Origin of the sequence: Hymenobacter montanus (genome assembly GCF_014699115.1) — a bacterium.
In the GTDB taxonomy this organism is placed as follows: domain Bacteria; phylum Bacteroidota; class Bacteroidia; order Cytophagales; family Hymenobacteraceae; genus Hymenobacter; species Hymenobacter montanus.
Genome location: NZ_JACXAD010000020.1, coordinates 81,380 through 98,694 on the forward strand (window position 1 = coordinate 81,380; position 17,315 = coordinate 98,694).

A 17,315-nucleotide genomic window follows, 5' to 3' on the forward strand; every position below is an offset into this window, starting at 1 on the left:
TGACACGGACTCACCTAGTTCATCATGCTGGTCCTACCAAAGAAGGCTACTTAGCGGGCAATAGGCAAACGTGGAGTCGTCCACTTCCAGGTAGGGTCAGAGCGGTGTTCAGGTTTGGGTACTGGGCGCAGCCGTGAAAACTCCGTCCCCGGTTCGCTTGAGGCGCGAAGCCCCAAGAGCGGGGAGCCAAATGGTATCGTGAAACGAAGCGAGCCGGATGTTTGCCTACGGCCCTCAGAAGAAAGAAGCCAGACGCAGGGACACGGGCTGGGAAAGGCTCTAAAATTTCAGTCGGTCGTCATGCCGAACCAAGATTTGCAGAAGGGCGCTCTGTGCAGCGGCCCGGCAGGGGTGGGGCTTCTATCTTAGCCTTATAGCCTTAAGCACTTGTGCCCAAGTACTCGTGTATAGCAGAACGTCCTGCTCTATATCAGTACTTTTGACCGGCTACTTACCAACCTTGGTTTACCGCATGATTCCCGTTTACAACCTGCCGCAAGGGCCCACCGAGTTGGCAGCGAGCGCCGGGTTTCGACTGTTTTCGCACCACAGCCTGCTGCCCGACCTGCCGCCGGTGCGCATCATGCAGTACGCCTGCGGCTTGACCCTCAGCGGAACGGCCCGGGAAACTATCGGCTTGCAGTCCTACGAGCTGCAGCCCCACACCGTGGTGTGCACCTTTCCGGGGCAGATTATCAGCTACACCGACCCCTCCCCGGATCTGGGGTTCGTGTACTGCGTTTTCGACGACGACTTCCTGAACAGCCCACACCTGAATCGGTCGCTGCTCGACGGGTTTGGCTTCTTCCAGGCCGCCGGGTGTCCCGTCGTGAACCTCTCGCCCGCCACCGGCCAGCGGGCGCAGGAGCTTTTCGCCAACTTGCAGGCGGAGTGCACTGCCCAACGTCCGGACCATGCCTTGCTGCTGCGCCTGTACCTGCTCGAGCTGTTCGTGCTGGTTAACCGGGAGTATGCCCCGGTCGGTACGCCCGCGGCCGGAGTGCCCACCCGGGGGGAGCAAATCAGCCGACAGTTCAAGGAGTTGGTCAGCCAGCACTTTCGGCGCCTAAAGCAGGTGCGGGACTACGCCGACCTGCTCTGCATTACCCCGCGCCACCTGAGCCAGATGGTGACCACCAACACGGGCCGTGCCCCCAGCCAGTGGATCCGGGCCATGGAAGTGCTCGAAGCCAAGTACCTGCTGCGCTACGCCACCACCCCCGTCGCGGCCATTGCCCACGAATTGGGCTACGAGGACCCCGCCTACTTCAGCAAGGTGTTCCGCCAGGCCGCTGGCTGCTCACCGCAGCAGTATCGCCAGGGCTAATTCTTACGTTTTTACCAGCTATTCCCACGTTTGCCCCTCACGGCCCGGGCGATGAAGCGGCTTCCTTTGCCTCTGTCAAATCATCTAACCTACTGGTCGTTATGAACACGCGCAAACTGCTGCTCTCCCTGGTGCTGGGAATCGTATTCTGGTTGTTCGCTGCCCGGTTCGTGCGCTACTTCGGCCCGTACTTTTTTACGGGGCACCCGCCGCGACTGCTGGCCCTCTACGCGGCGACGGTGCCCCTGAGCTGGCTGTTTATACAGATTGCGAAGCGGTTGGGGCGCTTAACGCCCCCGGAGCTCTACGACTCAGCCGTGGTCATGACCGGCGTGGCCACCCTGCTCGATGGCCTGGCCCTCACGTTTCAGCAATCCCTGTATGGCGAATCGTCGGCTGTAGTCCTGCTTGGGGCGGCCTGGATTCTGTGGGGCGTGGGCTGCGGCCTGGCGCTGGCCTACGGGTTGCGGGGGCGCCATTGGTCACAAGCCGTCGGAGAGCGTTCCCGAGACCTGATAACCGCTGGGTAGCCAGCCGGCGCTTACCCTGCCGGGAAGGCTCGCCCCGAGGTAGCGACTCCCGATTTTATTTATTTACTCCATCATGGTATATGGCTAGTCACTCTGCCTTTTTTCTGGGGTTCTCCCTGTTGCTGCTGCACGAGATGGATGCGGTACGGTGCCGGGAGTGGCGAATATTTCCGGGCCTGTCGGGCCTGAGCGATGCCTGGGGAAAACGGCTGTTTTTCCTGGTTCATATCCCTATCTACTACTTTATGCTGGTCGCTTTGGCCGGTGAGGCGAGCCGTCCGGGCTTTATCCGGGGCATGAGCCTGTTCATGCTCGTGCACGGCGGGCTCCACCTGCTGTTTCTGTGGCATCCACAAAATGAATTCACCGACCGGGGCTCCTGGAGCATTATTGCGGGGGCCGCTGCCGCCGGGGCCCTGGAGCTGTGGGTGGGGTAAGCCCTTAACGGCAGGCTGGTTTGCCAGGCTAGCGTGGGTTACTCACCCGAAGTCTTGTGGGTCGTAGTGGTAGTGCTCCTGATTGGCAGAAGTGAATCGCTGAATAAAGCTGGCTTGGGTGTGTTCAGGCTTGGAAGGTTGAAATGCTTGCTGTTCCAGCGCCCAATCGTACACGCCCTGGTCCAAGGGATAGCGGGTCAACACGCCGGTTAAGCCGTGGTGTTCAATCCACGCCTCGGCTTTCTCGCGGGTAGTGAACACCCCACTGGCAAAATGCCCGCCCACTCCGTGAAAGACCCACACGCCAGATCCTGTAGCTACTTGCGCCATGATATTCCAGTATGGTTCGAATGCGTAAATCTACAGCAGGCACCCTAACCGTGGCCTGACCCGTGCTGAATAGCTACCCCTAGTTGCGGACTAGCCGCATCGCGGCGGCAGGTTGGCAGAAAATAGAACACCTGCCCGGATAAAGCCGCGTAGCGGTGACAGGGTGGTCAGACGAGTCTGTCACCGCTACGCGGCTCTTACCTTCTCCTTCTTAGGCTACCAACCTGCCGCCGCTACGCGGCTATTCCGCAATTGGTGTTAGCTACTTCAGCAACTCCAGCACCACGGCCGTTTTGGCGGGCAGGGCCAGGGTGGAGATGTCGTTCAACGTTTCTCCCGTCAGCACGTTACGAGCCTTGCTGAAGCCCCCGGTGCGCTCCACGAAGCGGGCGGTGGGCAGCTTGGCAGCCTTATCTGAAGTGTTAGAAGCTACCATCACGGTGTTGATGGCGTCGTAGCGGAAATACACGTAGAGGCCATTTTCGGGCAGGTACTGCATCAACTTGCCGGTGTGCAGCACCTGATGGCCGCGGCGGTAAGTGGCCAGTTTCCTCACAAAGTCGAAGGCCTCGTTTTCGCGGGCCGAGCGGCCGGCGGCGGTGAACTTGTTTTCCTTATCATCGGGCCAGCCGCCGGGGAAGTCTTTGCGCACCTCGGCATCGGTGGGGTCCTTGAAGTTCTTCATCAGGATTTCGGTGCCGTAGTACATGCTGGGGATGCCGCGCGTGGTGAGCAGCCAGGTCAGGCCCATCTTGTACTTGTCCAAGTCGTCGCCGACTTCGGAGAGGAAGCGGTTTTGGTCGTGGTTGTCGAGCAGGGTGACCAGCCTGGTAGGGTCCTGGTACACCGCGTCCTGAGCCAGCGTCTGGTAGAAGCGCTGCACCCCGCCGTCGTAGCTGACGGGTTGCTTCAGGGCGTCGAGCATGCCGTATTCGAGCACGAAGTCGATGCCCCCCGGCTGGTTCGACTTGAAGGGAAAGCTGATGTTGTTGCGGGTGTAGTACGCCTGGTCCACCACGTTGTTCACCATCGACTCGCCAAAAATGTGGAGGCGCGGGTACTCGGCCAGCAGGGCGGCGTTGCAGCGGTTCATAAAGGGCTGGTCGTTGTACATGTACGTGTCGATGCGCCAGGCATCAATACCGAAGTTTTCCACCGACCAGATAGCGTTTTCAATCAGGTAGTTGGCCACGTAGGGGTTCTGCTGGTTGAGGTCGGGCAGGAAGGGCACGAACCAGCCATCGAGGGTGATTTTGCGGTCGCTCGGCGCGGCGTAAGGGTCGGTAATGGGCTGGTAGCGGTAAGAGGTGTTGGTGTAGGTGGGCCACTGGTGCAGCCAGCTTTTCATGGGCAAGTCCTGCAAAATCCAGTGCATACTACCCACGTGGTTGTACACGGCATCCTGCACCACGCGTAGGCCGGCTTGGTGAGCCTGCTGCACGAAGGCTTTATAGGCCTCGTTGCCGCCGAAGCGCCGGTCCACGTTGTACTGGTCGGTGAAGCCGTAGCCATGGTAGGAAGCGCGCATGCTGCCGCCCTCGTTGGTCAGGGGCTGGTTGTTTTCAATCAGGGGCGTGAACCAGATAGCCGTCACCCCGAGGTCTTTGAGGTAGCCGAGGTGCTGGGCCGCCCCCGCCAGGTCGCCGCCGTGCCGGAAGAAGGGGTTGGCCCGGTCCATGTTGGGGTCGCGCAGGTCGGCGAACTTGTCATTGGTGGGGTCGCCGTTGGCAAACCGGTCGGGCATGGCCAGGTAGATGAAGTCGGCCGGGGTTACTCCCTGGGCTTTGGGCGTGTTGTCGCGGGCCCGCAGCTCCCAGGCCTCGGTGATGGTTTGGCCATCTTTCTTACCCACCAACTGCACCTTCCCCGGCTTGGCCGTGGGCGCGATGGTCAAATCCAGAAAGGCGTAGTTGGGGTTATCCACGGTGCTGGCTTTCACCAGCTTCACGCCGGGGTAGGCAATGCTGTAGGTGAGCGTACCCGCGCCGGGGCCGTGGACGAGCAGCTGCACGTTGGGGTTTTTCATGCCCACCCACCAGTTGGTCGGGTTTACGCGGTCGATGGTAACGGTCTGGGCCCCCGCCATCAGGGGAAGTAGCAGGGCCAGCAGCAGGTAGCTCTTGTGCATGGGAATGAAGTTGAATGAAGCGAGAAACCAAGGGGCTCGGGAAACAGAACAGTGCAAAATACGTGGGGGCCCGCTATCGGCCACGCTAGCCCCGCTTGCGGCCCTGGGCGAGCATTTCCACAATTTGGCGCCGCCGGTCGGCCCGGGCTTCGGGCTTTTTGGCTCCTTCGAGCCAGCGCACGTAATCGCGCTGCTGGGTGTAGGCCAGCTTGGCAAAGTAAGCGGCTGCTTTGGGCACGGTCGCCAGCTGTTCGGCGAGGTCGGCCGGCGCTTCCAGTTTGCGCTCGGCTGCGTCGCGTGATAGGGCCACCCGTACCGTATCGCCGAGAGTTTTATCGATGGCGCGCCGGATTTGCTTGGGGAGCAGCAGGGCGTGGTGCCCGTCGCCAAGCGGCGTGAGCTGGCCTTGGTATGGGTAGCCATCGAAGGTGGCCCGTACGGGCAGCCGGCCGCGGGTACCATACGCCTCGGCCACGCTGAACGGCAGCACTACCAACACCCCGCCCTCGGCCTCACCGGCTTCTAAAACCGCTTCAAATTCGTGTTCGGGCTGCATGCGGGGGGATTGGCGGCGTAAAGGTGGCTTGATCCGACAAAGGAAGCCATTTTGCGGTAAGTCAGCGCCCTGACCAGGGTTTAGCGTCGAGCGCGCGATGCCGGCCCACTAACGGGCGCAGGTGCGCGCTCACATGGCCCAAACAGCTCACCCCAGCCCGCTTTGGCTAGTGGTTCGGTGCTGCTTTACTGGCTTACTTCGCTGAGCACGCGCTGCACGGCTGGCTCATCAGCGGCGGGTACCACACGCACTTCGGCGATGGTAGCGCCGTACTGCTCCTGGAGCCGGTAGCGCAGGCTTTCGTCCGGCACTAAAATTACGCGGGCCCGGCGGAGGGTCATTCGCTCAACTTCCAGCAGCCAGCCGCGCTCGGCTGGGCCGCCAAAGTCGGCGGCTAAGCCGGCCGCGTAAACCACCAGGGGCCGACCGGTGCTGTTGCGAATTTCTAAAGCGGCCAGCCAGGCCGGCCAGTTAGGCGCGTAGATGACGCCGAAGCTGGTGTGCCCCCGTACCAGCTGCGCGGCTTGGCGGGCATACTGAATCATGCGGTAATTCAGCCCGTCGAGGGCTGGGCGTAATGGTACGGGTTCGCTGGGAGCAGGCGGGGCCGACTGCGGCTCCGCTGCCGGCGCGGGGGCGGCGGTTGGGATGGCGACCAGTGGCGCATCGGGCGTGATATTATCCTCCGAGGCCAGCAGATCAATGGCTTCGGCGGGGCCCGGCTCGTCCGTGGGCTCGGCGAACAGCGTCGGCTGGGCTACGGGGAGCAACTCGGGGCCCGGGTCGGGAGCCAGAGTCGAAGCCTCAGCTGCTGGCTGTTCGCTGGGTGGGGCCGCGGGGGTAGGCACCTGAGCGGCGGGTACCGAGGGCGCGATTTCAAGGGTTACTTCGGCCGCTTCACCCTCCACAGTCGCGGGCAAGCTATGAACCGAGGGGCCCGGGGTGGGTTCGAAACAGGCTCCCACGTAGGGGGCCGCCGGTACCTGGGCCCGGAAGAACGAGGGCGCATCGGCACCCGTGGGCCATTGGCTGCGAGAAGCCGGCGGGGGAGCGGCCGCGCTTAGGGCAGGTGGTGGCAGCAGGGCGCCGGGCAGTGGCGAGGGGCGGTCGGGTGCTAGGTCGTCCAGGCCAATGATGCGCGACGACAGGATCCGGAACCCCATGGGTGCCGCTGCGCCGGCGACCGTTGCCGCGGGCTCGGGCAGCAGCCGTACTCCCGCCGTAGTAGCGACGGGCAAAGCATCGGTAGTCGTCGCGGAGGGGGGGGCTTTCGGGTTCGGAGCAGCAGCGATGGGAGTAGCCGTTTCGGGCGTTGGGCGGGCTGCCGCTTCCGATTCGGTGGGCAGGTGCGGGTACAGGGCCACCACGGACTGGTGCGTGGCTAGCTGGTATACCAAGGGCAGGGTAGGGGGTAGAGCCGAGCCGCCGAGTACGGCCACCTTGGGATCGGCATCGTCCCAGGCGAGCAGTAGCACAGAAAAATCGGTCGGGGTAGTGGGTAGCATGAGCGGTAGTATCTGGTCAGTGGAGTGGCCGGGCGGGAACTAATCAGTCGTCAATGCTACGCAAGCCGGCTCACATATCCGTGAAAAGCCGGCCTGGAAAAAGTAACTTGCGCTCTTAAGCTCCGCCCAACCGGTCGCGCCGATCTTTTTTTAACTGGTTTCACGGCCGTTTCTGCCTTTTGCTCAGCATACACTTTATGGACTCCTCAATTCAGGGAAATAACTACATGGTCAACGACCTGGCGGCCCAAAGCCACCAGGAGCACTACCCCGGCGAAGTAATACGAGCGGAACAGCTCGACGGTAACCGGTTTCTGTTCAATTGTCAGAATGGCGTGCGCCTGCTGCTGCACGTGCTCAGCGACAAAATTCTGCGCTTCCGCTACCTCACCGATGGCCCGCTGCTGCCCGATTTCTCCTATGCCGTCTCCGTCGATACCCGGCCGCGGCCCGCGCCCGAGCAAATCGAGTTCCGCGAAAAGCCCGACCACTACCGCCTCACGACGGCCCGCCTCATCTGCATCATTCAGAAAGAAAGCCTGAAAACCCGCGTGCTCGACCGCTCGGGTACTATTCTGAGCGACGACGAAAAAGGTTTTCATTGGGAGTACGACTACGACACCGGCAACGACATCGTGAAGATGAGCAAGCAGGTGCCCGCCGGCGTCCACTACTACGGCCTCGGCGACAAGCCCGATAACATGAACCTGCGCGGCAAGCGCTTCACCAACTGGGGCTCCGACACCTACGGCTACACCAAGGGCTCCGACCCGCTCTACAAGAACATTCCATTCTACCACGTGCTGCACCAGAAAATTGCCCACGGCATTTTCTTCGACAACACCTTCAAGGCCAGCTTCGACTTTGCCGCCGAGCGGGCCGACGTAACCAGCTTCTGGGCCCAGGGCGGCGAGATGAACTACTACTTCATCTACGGCCCCACCCTGATGGAGGTAACCCAGGAGTACACCCTGCTCACCTGCCCGCCCGAGCTGCCGCCGCTCTGGACGCTGGGCTACCACCAGTGCAAGTGGAGCTACTTTCCCGAGAGCAACGTGAAGGAAATCGCCGCTGGCCTGCGCCAGCGCCGGATTCCCTGCGACGCCCTCTACCTCGACATCGACTACATGGAAGGCTATCGCTGCTTCACCTGGAGCAAGGAGCACTTCCCCGACCCCAAGCGCATGGTGCGGGAGCTGGCCGACGATGGCTTTAAGATGGTGGTCATCATCGACCCCGGTATTAAAATCGACCCCGAGTATTCCGTGTACCAGGAGGGCCTGGCCAACGACTACTTCTGCCGCCGCGGCGACGGCCCGCTGATGAAAGGCTCCGTTTGGCCCGGCCTGTGCAACTTCCCCGACTTCACCAACCCCACGGTGCGCGACTGGTGGGCGGGCTTGTTCCGGGAGCTGGTGCAGGACATTGGGGTGAAAGGCGTGTGGAACGACATGAACGAGCCGGCCGTGTTCGAGAAAGGCACCTTCCCGCCCGACGTGCGCTTCCACTACGACGGCCTGTGGGCCTCGCACCAGAAGGCCCACAACATCTACGGCATGCAAATGGCCCGGGCCACGGCCCAGGGCATGAAGCAGTTCTGCCACCCCAACCGGCCGTTCACTATTACGCGCAGCACGTACTCGGGCGGGCAGCGCTACTCCTCGGGCTGGACCGGCGACAACATTGCCTCCTGGGAGCACCTCTGGCTGGCCAACATCCAGTGCCAGCGCCTGAGCATTTCCGGCTTCAGCTTCATTGGCTCCGACATCGGGGGCTTTGTAGACAGCCCCACCGGCGAGCTGTACGCCCGCTGGATTGCCCTGGGAGCCTTCCACCCGTTTTTCCGCACTCACAGCTCCGGCGACCACGGCGACCAAGAGCCCTGGAGCTTCGGCGACCCGGTGACCGACCTGGCCCGGCACTTCATTGAGCTGCGCTACCGCCTGCTGCCCTACATGTACACTACCTTCTGGCAGTACGCCGAGCAGGGCCTGCCCATGCTGCGCCCGCTCACCTTCCTCGACCAGAACGACACCGAAACCTACCTGCGCATGGCCGAATTCGGCCTCGGCGATAACCTGCTGGTGTGTCCCATCACCCAGGCCGGCGCCGAAGGCCGCTGGATGTACCTGCCCCGCGGCGACTGGTTTTACTACTGGACCGATGCCCCCACGGCCGGCGGCAGTGAGGTGTGGGCCGCCGCCGACCTCACCCGTATTCCGCTGTTCGTGCGCGCCGGGGCCGTGGTGCCCATGCAGCCCGTGCTGCAGTACGTGGGCGAAAAGCCCATTGAGGAGCTCACCCTGCACGTGTACTACAAAAATGGCACGGCCGAAAGTGTGCACTACGACGATGGCGGTGAGGGCTACGCCTACCAGGAAGGCCAGAAAACCGTGCGCCGCTTCGCCCTCACCGGCTCCGAAACCGGGCTCACCCTCACCCAGGCCATCGAAGGCGACTACCAACCCAGCTACGCCACCTACCGCGTGGTGCTGCACGGCCTGCCCGGCCCCATTACTGTTTCGGCCGATGGCCAGCCTGCCGTCGTCACCGAAGCCACCCTGGAAACGGGCCTCACGCTGCCCAGCCTCGTAGTACCGGTCAGCTTCGGCGAGGTGCGGGTGAATGTGGTGCCGCCCGTGGTGGCGAAAGTAGCCGCGCCGGCTACTCCTGTCGCTTAGGCTTTCTAATAGATTCAGACTAAAAAGGCGCTCGTAGAGCGCCTTTTTTGCAACAACTTTCTATTTTCCTTTACTGAACAAGCAGTGGGAGCATGTTCCTGTCATTTATCAATGGTAGTCGTACTTGCTTTTGCATCATTTCTCCAGCCAAGTGAGTGCCACACAACGAAAGGGGCACTCCGCTGAGCGCCCCTTTCGTTGTGTGGCGGTGTAGGGTAATGCGCTTTAGCGCACGAGCTTGCGGGTGACCAGCCCGCGCGGCGTGAAGAGCTGCACGGTGTACAGCCCGGCGGGCAGCTCGCTCAAGTCGAGGGTGCGACTGGTGGCGGCGAGCCGGGGCGCGTCTTCGCGGTGTACTTCGCGGCCGAGGGCGTCGCGCACGGCCAAGGGGCCGGCCAGTAGGCTGGCCTCGGGGGAGCTGAGCACGTAACGCCCGCTGGGGCTGGGGTTGGGCGCCGCGCTGATGGTGCCAGCTAGGGCGGCGTCACGGGTAGCGGTAGCCGTACCCGTGAACGAAACCTGGTCGATGCGCAGTACGGTGCTCGTGGACAGCGGTTGAACGCTGCCCGAAATGAATACTATCGACACCGAATCGGGAACAAGGGCTGACTGGTAGTTCAAGCCCAGGTAGACTCGGGTGTAGGTGTTTGTGAGGGTAGTGAAGTAATAGCCCGCGTTGGCTACTACTTGGGTCCGGCCGTTTACCCAGCGGGTAAGTTGTACCAGCGCCGCCGGCTTGTTGGCCAAGGCCTCCGCCCCGCTGAGCTGATAATAAAACTCCAGCGCGGCCGGCCGGCCGGTGAATGGTATCCCGCCGGGTACCTGCGCACGCCTTTTGGTAGTAGGCCCGAGAATGACGATGCCCGGGATTGTCTGGCCCAGCAGAGATTTCGTTTGCAGCTGCGCGGCGAAAGGCCCGCTTGCGCTTTGCACCACGTTCGTTTTAACCACCGTATTTGTAATTAGCCGGATGCGGAGCGAGTCCTGGATCACGTCGTCGGTTGTGCGCCAGCCGTCGGGGGCCTCCGCGCCGTTGCGCGTGGCCCACGTGTCGAAGGAGTTGTTCGGAAATGTTTGGGCTTGGGCCGGTGCCAGCAGGCCCACAACCGCCGCGAGGGCAAGCAGAGGGTGGAAAATTGATTTCATTAAGGGGAATTGAAGGGTAAAAATGAGAATGTAAAAGATTAATGTAGAATAAGTAATAACGAAATCCCCGATGTGGTGATTCGTTGCGTTAAAGTAAGCACTGAGTACGGGTATGTAAATAGCCGATGGCCCAAATGGCGGTAGAGCAGCAGGCCAGGAGTCGTTCGTTTTAGGCGGCGAGACGGGTTCATGCGAACCTCCCGGCGCTAAAAAGGTCAGACCTGGTAGAGCGCTAACAAGCGGCCGGACTTGTAATTACCGCATGACTTTTTCGCCGCATTGACCAGGTTTCCGAAACGGTGCGCGTGAGTGGACATGACCAATAACCTTGAAAGAGGTAGTCAGTGGCTTCCAGCCGGCGCACCGCACCAAAAGCCTTAGCGGCTCCGATGACGAACCTACCCTGTTGGCGCCGGTTCGGGCCAGGGAACGGGTACGCGAGCTGAGTCGGTGGCTGGGCCCGTATTGCATATGTAGCGGCCCAATTGCATATGCGGCGCATTGGGCCGTTCTTCGTGGTTCCTTCCCCAGCTCCATGCCCGGCACTACCCTTGAGTCTATCAGCATCTACAAGCTGCTCGTGCCGCTGCGCGAGCCATTCGTTATTTCGCTCGGGCCCCTCACTGCGGTGCAAAATATTGTGGTGGTACTGCGAACGGCCGATGGCCACACGGGCTACGGCGAATGCAGCCCCTTTCTCACCATCAACGGCGAAAGCATCGACACCTGCTTCGTCGTGGCCCAATACTTCGCCCCGGCCCTCAAAGGCCGCGACGCCCTGGACCTGGCGGGCTGTCTGGCCGAGTTGGACCGCATCATCTACGGCAACACCAGTATTAAAAGCGCCTTCGACGGGGCCCTGCACGACATCGCGGCCCAGCACGCCGGCCTGCCGATTTACGAGTTTCTGGGTGGAAATAACCGCAAGGTGCTAACTACCGACATGACCGTGAGCCTCGGGCCGCCCGCTAAAATGCGGGCCGACGCCGTGCGCTTTCAGCACGAGGGTTTCCCGGCCATCAAGGTGAAGCTGGGCGATACACTGGCGGCCGACGTGGCCCGAATTCGGGCTATTCGCGACGGCATCGGGCCCACGCACCCCTTGCGCATTGATGCCAACCAGGGCTGGAAAACGGCCGACGCAGCTATTGCGGTGCTACGCGCCTTGGCCGAATTCAACATTGAGCACTGTGAGGAGCCCATTCTGCGCCACCACTTCATGGAGCTGAGCCGGGTATCGGCCGCGTCGCCCATTCCAATTATGGCCGATGAAAGCTGCGGCGACGAGCACGACGCCGCCCGGCTCATTGCCCTAAACGCCTGCCAGCTGTTCAACATCAAGCTCGGGAAGTCGTCGGGCTTTCACCGGGCCCGGAAAATTGCGGGCTTCGGCCAGGCGGCCGGCCTGACGCTGCAAGTAGGAGGCTTTCTGGAGTCGCGCCTGGGTATGACGGCCGCCGCCCACCTCGCCCTCACGAACGACGCCATCCGGCACTGCGACTTCGATACGCCCCTCCTGTTTACCGAAGACCCCGTGGTGGGCGGTATCCGCTACCGTCCCGGCGGCGTGGTGGAGGTGCCCACCGGGCCGGGCCTGGGTGCTACCATTGATGAGGCCTACCTGCGCCGCGCCGAGCAAGTTCATTTCTAATGATAAACCCCCTGCTTCGAACCCTAACGCTGGCGGCCGGCCTCTGGGCCGCGGCGGGCCCCGTGGCGGCCCAATGGGGCAATCCGTTGCGCCAGGTGCTGCGGCACGATACTGCGGGCCTAAGCCGCGTGCTGGCCCATCCCGACGCTTATCGCCTCCAGATTCTCTACACCCGCATTCGGCGCGACGCCGCCGGCACGCCACATTTCCGGAGCTACGGCTACCGGCTGCGGCCCCGCGAATACTTCTACCCGGCCAGCACCGTGAAGCTGGCCGGCGCGGCCCTGGCCCTCGAGAAACTGCGGGCGCTGAGCTCGCAAACCCCCGGCCTCACGCCCGAATCGGTGATGCTGACCGACTCGGCCTTCGCGGGCCAAACGCGGGTGCGCCGCGATACCTCGTCGGCCACCGGCCGGCCAAGCGTAGCTAATTACGTGCGCAAATCCTTGTTGGTAAGCGACAATGATGCTTTTAACCGGCTCTACGAATTCGTGGGGCCCGCCGCGCTGAACGCGGGCCTGGCCCGGTTGGGCCTGCGCCACAGCCGCCTGCTGCACCGCCTTTCGGTGGGCGACCAGGAGCCGGGCAGCCGCCACACCAACCCCGTGGCGTTCTACGCCGATACAGCCGCCACGCAACTGCTTTACCAGCAGCCCGCCGCCTTCTACTCCGGCCCCTGGCCTCGCGTGGCCATGCGGGACGAAACGATTGGGCAGGCCCACCTGGAGGGCCGCACTTTCGTGCCCGGTCCAGTGGATTTCAGCCAGAAGAACGCGTTTTCGTTGCTCGATTTGCAGCAGATGCTTCGGGCAGTGCTCTTCCCCGAAACCCGGCCGCCGACTCAGCGCCTGCGCCTGGCTGCCGAAGATTACGCCTTGCTCCGGCAAGCCCTTTCGCAGCTGCCCCGCGAAAGCGTACACCCGCGCTACGACGCGGCTCACTACCCGGACACCTACGTGAAGTTCTTACTGGGTGGGGGCGGTACCACGCCGTTACCCCCGGGCGTGCGGGTGTTCAACAAAATTGGTGAGGCGTACGGGTTCCTCATCGATAACGCCTACATTGTCGACGCAGCGCAAGGAGTAGAATTCCTGCTCAGCGTCGTGCTATACGTTAATGCCGATGGCGTGCTCAACGACGACAAGTACGAATACGATGCTATCGGCTTCCCCTTTATGCGGGACTTAGGCCGCCGGGTGTACGAAGCCGAGTGTCGCCGAAAGAAAAACCGGTAAAAAGGACCGTGCGAACCTGCCTGACCCTTATTCCAGAGCCAGGCGCCGGGACTGGCCGCCCCCGCGCACCACGTAGATGCCCGCGGGGATGCTGGCGGGCAGCACCAACTGCAGCGGCCCGCGGTGCGGCGCGGGTGCCGTTAGAATCAGGCGCCCCGTTAGGTCGTACAGCTGAGCCACCTGGCCGGGCGCCAGGCCGGCTACCTCCACGGTGTGGCGGGCGGGGTTAGGCCACAGCCGCAGTTGCGAGGCCGGCCCGGCTTCAACGGCCGCCGGTTTAACGGGTAGGAGGGAGCTAATGGTAATGTTCGCGTTGTTAATGGCAAAGAAAACGTTGTTGATGGCCTGAATCTTCAGGCGACCCTGAGTAGTGTTCAGAGGAGGCAGCGTTACCTGGGCCGAGCCATTGTTGGGGGTACTGGCCAGCAGCACGGTGAGAAAGGTCAGACCTCCATCAGCCGAGAAAAGTATCTGCACATTGGCGCAACTCACGGGGGCTTGATTGGTGCCTTGCACGTCCCAGGTGACGGTGAAGGGGCTGCCGGGGGCCGCGGTCAGGGGCGTGTTGGGCGCCGTCACGCGAAACGGCCCGGTGGCGGCCACGGTCAGCGTCAGGTTGGCGGCGGCCACGCCGGCGCGGTTATCGCGGGCCGTGAGCCGGAAATTGAGTGAACGGGGCACCAGCGGCAGGATTTCCCCCAGCGAAGCCGTATTGCTCAGAATAGCCGACAGCATGGGAAAGGTACGTTCGGGGCTGACTTCCGGCGCGAAGCTGCGGAATAAGGGCGGCTCCGAGACATCGGTGGCCGCGACGGCCAGGCCCCCGGCGTTGCCGCGATCGAGCTCTTCCCAGGAATACGTTAGCGCATCGCCATCGGGGTCGGAGCCGCTGCCGGCCAGGGTAAAGGGGGTGCCCTTCGGAATAGTGTAGGTGCTGGGTGGCACGGTCAGGCTGGGCGGCCGGTTGTTGGTACTGGTGAGCGTGCCGCAGGTCAGCAGGGGCATGATGGCGCTTAAGCTACCGGCGTGAAAGAAAGAGATGCCACTGCCCACGTTGTCGGGAGCACAGCGTTGGTCGTACGACATGATGGTATTGCCAGCGCCCGGCTCGAAGGCGAGGGTGCCATTGCGGTTGCCGCCGCTGCAGTTGCCCTGGTCACCGTTGAAGGTGTGGCTGGACCCTAGTTGGTGGCCTAGTTCATGGGTCAGCACGGTGGTCATCGAAGATAGGGTCCCTGCGGTGGAGGCGCCGCCCGCCGCTCGGTTATTAGAATTGGCGGTATTGGTGCACACCACGCCCACGTACGCTACACCTGAGTAGCCGTTGCTACGGTAGCCGAGCACATGGCCCAGGTCGTAGTTGCCCGCACCAAGAGCGGTCTTAACAACGGCGTCGTTGGCATTCATCATGGTCGTCGGGTTGCTGTTGTCGTAGGGGTCGGAAGCGGCATCTAGATAAATGAGCCGGTTGTTATCGTTCACCAGTTGCAGCCGGAGGGCCAGGTCGCGCTCGTATACGGCATTTAACCGGCTTACGAGAGTTGCCATACTGGCCAGGGTACCGGCCACGGTGCCGCCACCCAGGTTATTGCTGTATTCGGCCGTGGCTGCTAAAGCCAGGCGCAAGGTGCGCAGTTGAGCCCCATAAGGTGCCGGTGCGGCGGGTGGGGGTGTACCGGCAAGTTCGCGTTCCGCGACCTGCTTCACCAGACATTCAAAATCGCTGGGCTTATCGGCTCGGCTTTGGTAGCGGTGGCTCGCGGTGGGGTCGGGCCCCACGCTGAAGGCCCCGGCCAGGGTGAGGACCTGAGCCTGTAAGCCGGAGGGGGAGGTTTCCAGCCGCACCGTCGTGGCCGGGTCGTCGAGGGCCCAGCCAGCGTAGGTTTGCAGCTCGGGGTAGCGGGCGGCCAGGGCGGGCGCCAGCACGGGTACCCGGGTAATGGCGAAGCGGTGCAGAGTGCCATTGGGATAGGGCAGCTCCACGGAGATAGCTTCGGCGCGGAGAGTTTCGGGAGGTGCCTGGGCCAGGCGGGCTGTCAGCTGGGCAACATCCAGGGTAAACCAGCTGGTGGGGCCAGGCTGAGATTCCAAGCTGTGGGCCACGGGCGCTGCGGCCTGGCGCCATAGCGGCGCCGTTTGGGCATGGGCTCGCTGAATTAATAGGGCAGCAATAAATAGAAATAATATTCGGTGTTTCGTGCTTGCCATTTTTATAAATATTTTTAACAGAAATATAATTTTAATATTAATTAGTGTAATAAATGCACCCGCTCATTAATGTGAGCTGTGGTTAACTCTCGGTAACTGCTTATCGCCGGCCGGTCCCGACCCAATTTACGCAGAAAATAAGGAGTTTAATTGATCAGCAAGCCCAGGCCAAACCTAACCCTTAGTAGCCGTGAAAATGTTAGCTGGTGTATTTATGTGCGAGAATAGTAAAGCAAATAATAGCCAATGGATAAAATCTGTGTTTATGAGAAAGATTATATTTTCGGTCTCTAATTTAGGGCCGTAGAATTGTTGTTAAAGTTAGTCTTAAGCACGAACGCCAATCTGCAAGTTACCGCAATGAAACAAGTGCCAGCCAACCTAAAATAGCTCGGGTGGTTTTATAGAAAACGTGCTTTAAGCGCTGGGGTAGGCAGCAGGCAGCTTTCCTGCCGCCCGAACCAGCGGTAGCGGTGGCGGGCCACAAAGCGGTAGAGGGCATCGCGCCAACTCCGAGGTAGCACCCACCCCATTTTCATCAGCTGCCATCGGCCGCCCAAGATGTGGGCAATGTGTAGCACGGCCGTCGAGTGGGAGTACAGGCGGCCTCCACTGAGCAACAGCACCGATTCGGGTTCGGCAGCCCGGACATCCGGTAACAGGCCGTGGGTCCGCAGGAGGCTTTGGGCCGCTTCGCTTTGCCAGGCGGCGAAACGGAAGCGGCTCTGCGGATCGTGACGAATCACGAATTGCACGAAGCCGTTACAGAGGTTGCACACCCCGTCGAACAGAATAATATCAGGCAGGGGAGAAGGGAGAAACATAGATTCGTATACGAGGCGCAGGCTTTGAAATTCGGGCCTAGCGGCTCACTAAGCTTATTGGGATAACTGGCGGTAGCGGTTTGCTGGTGGATGAGTAGCCAAGATCCTAAGCGGCCTCTACGTAGTTATATCAATAAAAATACGGGTTTTTTCAACAGTTATCCACTCAATATTGACCGTATAGCCTACCAAACCAACCAACTCTTTAACATGATGTTTACTAAAAAACCTTCAGCCTTCGTTGCTACGCTGGTGCTGGGCACCGCACTGATGGGAGCTTGCCAAAGTAAAACGAGTGGCGAATCTGGAAGCTCGAACAGCGGCGGCACGGGAACAGAATCGGGCACTGGCATGAGCACTGACTCAGCGGCTACTGGTTCTGGCGCCATGGGTGGGTCGGAGTCCACGGGCGGTTCTGGCTCGATGGGTGGTGAGTCCACGGCCGGTGGTGCTGGAGGCTCAACCGCGGGTGGGTCCACGGCCGGGGGCTCGACTGCGGGCGGCGGTTCTACGGCCGGAGGTGGCTCGACCGCGGGCGGCGGCTCCACGGCGGGTGGCGGTTCGACCGCTGGTGCATCCACAACTGGCGGCGGCTCGACGGCCGGCGGCTCAACGGCGGGTGGCATGAGCACCTCGGGTAGCACCGCTGGTGGCTCAACCGGTGGTGGCTCAACCAGCGGTAGCGGCGGCGGTTCGACCTCGCGCTAATCGGCATTCCGATTACTACTTTTCGCAAGGCGAAAAGGTGAGTCATTTG

The 17,315-nt window shown here is 61.8% G+C and carries 14 protein-coding genes; 7 read left to right on the top strand and 7 right to left on the bottom strand.

The window, feature by feature from the left end:
- The first annotated feature begins 472 nt into the window (after positions 1-472).
- The 3 genes from IC235_RS16630 (at position 473) to IC235_RS16640 (ending at position 2,294) form a co-directional block, all read left to right on the top strand.
- Positions 473-1,327, top strand: coding sequence for a helix-turn-helix domain-containing protein (locus tag IC235_RS16630; protein WP_191006322.1), 855 nt, complete (start codon positions 473-475; stop codon positions 1,325-1,327).
- Positions 1,328-1,428: 101 nt separating this feature from the next.
- Positions 1,429-1,857, top strand: a complete 429-nt coding sequence (locus tag IC235_RS16635; protein WP_191006323.1) for a hypothetical protein — start codon at positions 1,429-1,431, stop codon at positions 1,855-1,857.
- A gap of 80 nt (positions 1,858-1,937) precedes the next feature.
- Positions 1,938-2,294, top strand: a complete 357-nt coding sequence (locus IC235_RS16640) for a DUF6713 family protein (RefSeq protein WP_191006324.1) — start codon at positions 1,938-1,940, stop codon at positions 2,292-2,294.
- A gap of 42 nt (positions 2,295-2,336) precedes the next feature.
- Here IC235_RS16640 and IC235_RS16645 read toward each other — a convergent pair whose 3' ends face one another.
- The 4 genes from IC235_RS16645 to IC235_RS16660 form a co-directional block, all read right to left on the bottom strand.
- A complete protein-coding gene (locus IC235_RS16645) occupies positions 2,337-2,597 on the bottom strand; it encodes a DUF7710 domain-containing protein (RefSeq protein ID WP_223847367.1) in 261 nt (86 codons plus the stop codon).
- A 289-nt stretch (positions 2,598-2,886) separates the two neighbouring features.
- Positions 2,887-4,752: a glycoside hydrolase family 13 protein gene (locus tag IC235_RS16650; RefSeq protein ID WP_191006326.1), complete on the bottom strand. Its 1,866-nt coding sequence runs from the start codon at positions 4,750-4,752 to the stop codon at positions 2,887-2,889.
- An 85-nt stretch (positions 4,753-4,837) separates the two neighbouring features.
- Positions 4,838-5,308, bottom strand: coding sequence for a YdeI/OmpD-associated family protein (locus IC235_RS16655; protein ID WP_191006327.1), 471 nt, complete (start codon positions 5,306-5,308; stop codon positions 4,838-4,840).
- A gap of 185 nt (positions 5,309-5,493) precedes the next feature.
- Entirely contained in the window at positions 5,494-6,813 is a 1,320-nt protein-coding gene (locus IC235_RS16660) for a glycosyltransferase family 4 protein (RefSeq protein WP_191006328.1), read from the bottom strand.
- Between the two features lie 197 nt (positions 6,814-7,010).
- Here IC235_RS16660 and IC235_RS16665 point away from each other — a divergent pair, with 197 nt between their 5' ends.
- Positions 7,011-9,494, top strand: coding sequence for a glycoside hydrolase family 31 protein (locus IC235_RS16665; protein ID WP_223847368.1), 2,484 nt, complete (start codon positions 7,011-7,013; stop codon positions 9,492-9,494).
- A gap of 225 nt (positions 9,495-9,719) precedes the next feature.
- Here IC235_RS16665 and IC235_RS16670 read toward each other — a convergent pair whose 3' ends face one another.
- Entirely contained in the window at positions 9,720-10,640 is a 921-nt protein-coding gene (locus IC235_RS16670) for a T9SS type A sorting domain-containing protein (protein ID WP_191006329.1), read from the bottom strand.
- Between the two features lie 535 nt (positions 10,641-11,175).
- Between IC235_RS16670 and IC235_RS16675 the strand changes: the two genes are divergently transcribed.
- Both IC235_RS16675 and IC235_RS16680 read left to right on the top strand, forming a co-directional pair.
- Positions 11,176-12,291, top strand: coding sequence for a mandelate racemase/muconate lactonizing enzyme family protein (locus IC235_RS16675; RefSeq protein WP_191006330.1), 1,116 nt, complete (start codon positions 11,176-11,178; stop codon positions 12,289-12,291).
- Complete coding sequence (locus tag IC235_RS16680) at positions 12,291-13,526, top strand: serine hydrolase (protein WP_191006331.1); 1,236 nt, start codon at positions 12,291-12,293, stop codon at positions 13,524-13,526. The genes IC235_RS16675 and IC235_RS16680 overlap by 1 nt, the downstream gene beginning before the upstream one ends.
- 27 nt (positions 13,527-13,553) lie before the next feature.
- Here IC235_RS16680 and IC235_RS16685 read toward each other — a convergent pair whose 3' ends face one another.
- Positions 13,554-15,617 carry a reprolysin-like metallopeptidase gene (locus IC235_RS16685; protein ID WP_191006332.1) on the bottom strand — a complete coding sequence of 688 codons (2,064 nt, stop codon included), beginning with the start codon at positions 15,615-15,617 and terminating at the stop codon, positions 13,554-13,556.
- A gap of 518 nt (positions 15,618-16,135) precedes the next feature.
- Positions 16,136-16,558, bottom strand: a complete 423-nt coding sequence (locus IC235_RS16690) for a thiol-disulfide oxidoreductase DCC family protein (protein ID WP_191006333.1) — start codon at positions 16,556-16,558, stop codon at positions 16,136-16,138.
- Positions 16,559-16,768: 210 nt separating this feature from the next.
- Here IC235_RS16690 and IC235_RS16695 point away from each other — a divergent pair, with 210 nt between their 5' ends.
- Positions 16,769-17,266: a hypothetical protein gene (locus IC235_RS16695; protein ID WP_191006334.1), complete on the top strand. Its 498-nt coding sequence runs from the start codon at positions 16,769-16,771 to the stop codon at positions 17,264-17,266.
- Positions 17,267-17,315 lie beyond the last annotated feature (49 nt).

What these genes read in the sequence shown, in the direction of transcription:
- IC235_RS16630 (WP_191006322.1), top strand. Translation starts at nt 473, where the DNA reads ATGATTCCCGTTTACAACCTGCCGCAAGGGCCCACCGAGTTGGCAGCG.
- IC235_RS16635 (WP_191006323.1), top strand. Translation starts at nt 1,429, where the DNA reads ATGAACACGCGCAAACTGCTGCTCTCCCTGGTGCTGGGAATCGTATTC.
- IC235_RS16640 (WP_191006324.1), top strand. Translation starts at nt 1,938, where the DNA reads ATGGCTAGTCACTCTGCCTTTTTTCTGGGGTTCTCCCTGTTGCTGCTG.
- IC235_RS16650 (WP_191006326.1), bottom strand. Translation starts at nt 4,752, where the DNA reads ATGCACAAGAGCTACCTGCTGCTGGCCCTGCTACTTCCCCTGATGGCG.
- IC235_RS16655 (WP_191006327.1), bottom strand. Translation starts at nt 5,308, where the DNA reads ATGCAGCCCGAACACGAATTTGAAGCGGTTTTAGAAGCCGGTGAGGCC.
- IC235_RS16660 (WP_191006328.1), bottom strand. Translation starts at nt 6,813, where the DNA reads ATGCTACCCACTACCCCGACCGATTTTTCTGTGCTACTGCTCGCCTGG.
- IC235_RS16665 (WP_223847368.1), top strand. Translation starts at nt 7,011, where the DNA reads ATGGACTCCTCAATTCAGGGAAATAACTACATGGTCAACGACCTGGCG.
- IC235_RS16670 (WP_191006329.1), bottom strand. Translation starts at nt 10,640, where the DNA reads ATGAAATCAATTTTCCACCCTCTGCTTGCCCTCGCGGCGGTTGTGGGC.
- IC235_RS16675 (WP_191006330.1), top strand. Translation starts at nt 11,176, where the DNA reads ATGCCCGGCACTACCCTTGAGTCTATCAGCATCTACAAGCTGCTCGTG.
- IC235_RS16680 (WP_191006331.1), top strand. Translation starts at nt 12,291, where the DNA reads ATGATAAACCCCCTGCTTCGAACCCTAACGCTGGCGGCCGGCCTCTGG.
- IC235_RS16690 (WP_191006333.1), bottom strand. Translation starts at nt 16,558, where the DNA reads ATGTTTCTCCCTTCTCCCCTGCCTGATATTATTCTGTTCGACGGGGTG.
- IC235_RS16695 (WP_191006334.1), top strand. Translation starts at nt 16,769, where the DNA reads ATGATGTTTACTAAAAAACCTTCAGCCTTCGTTGCTACGCTGGTGCTG.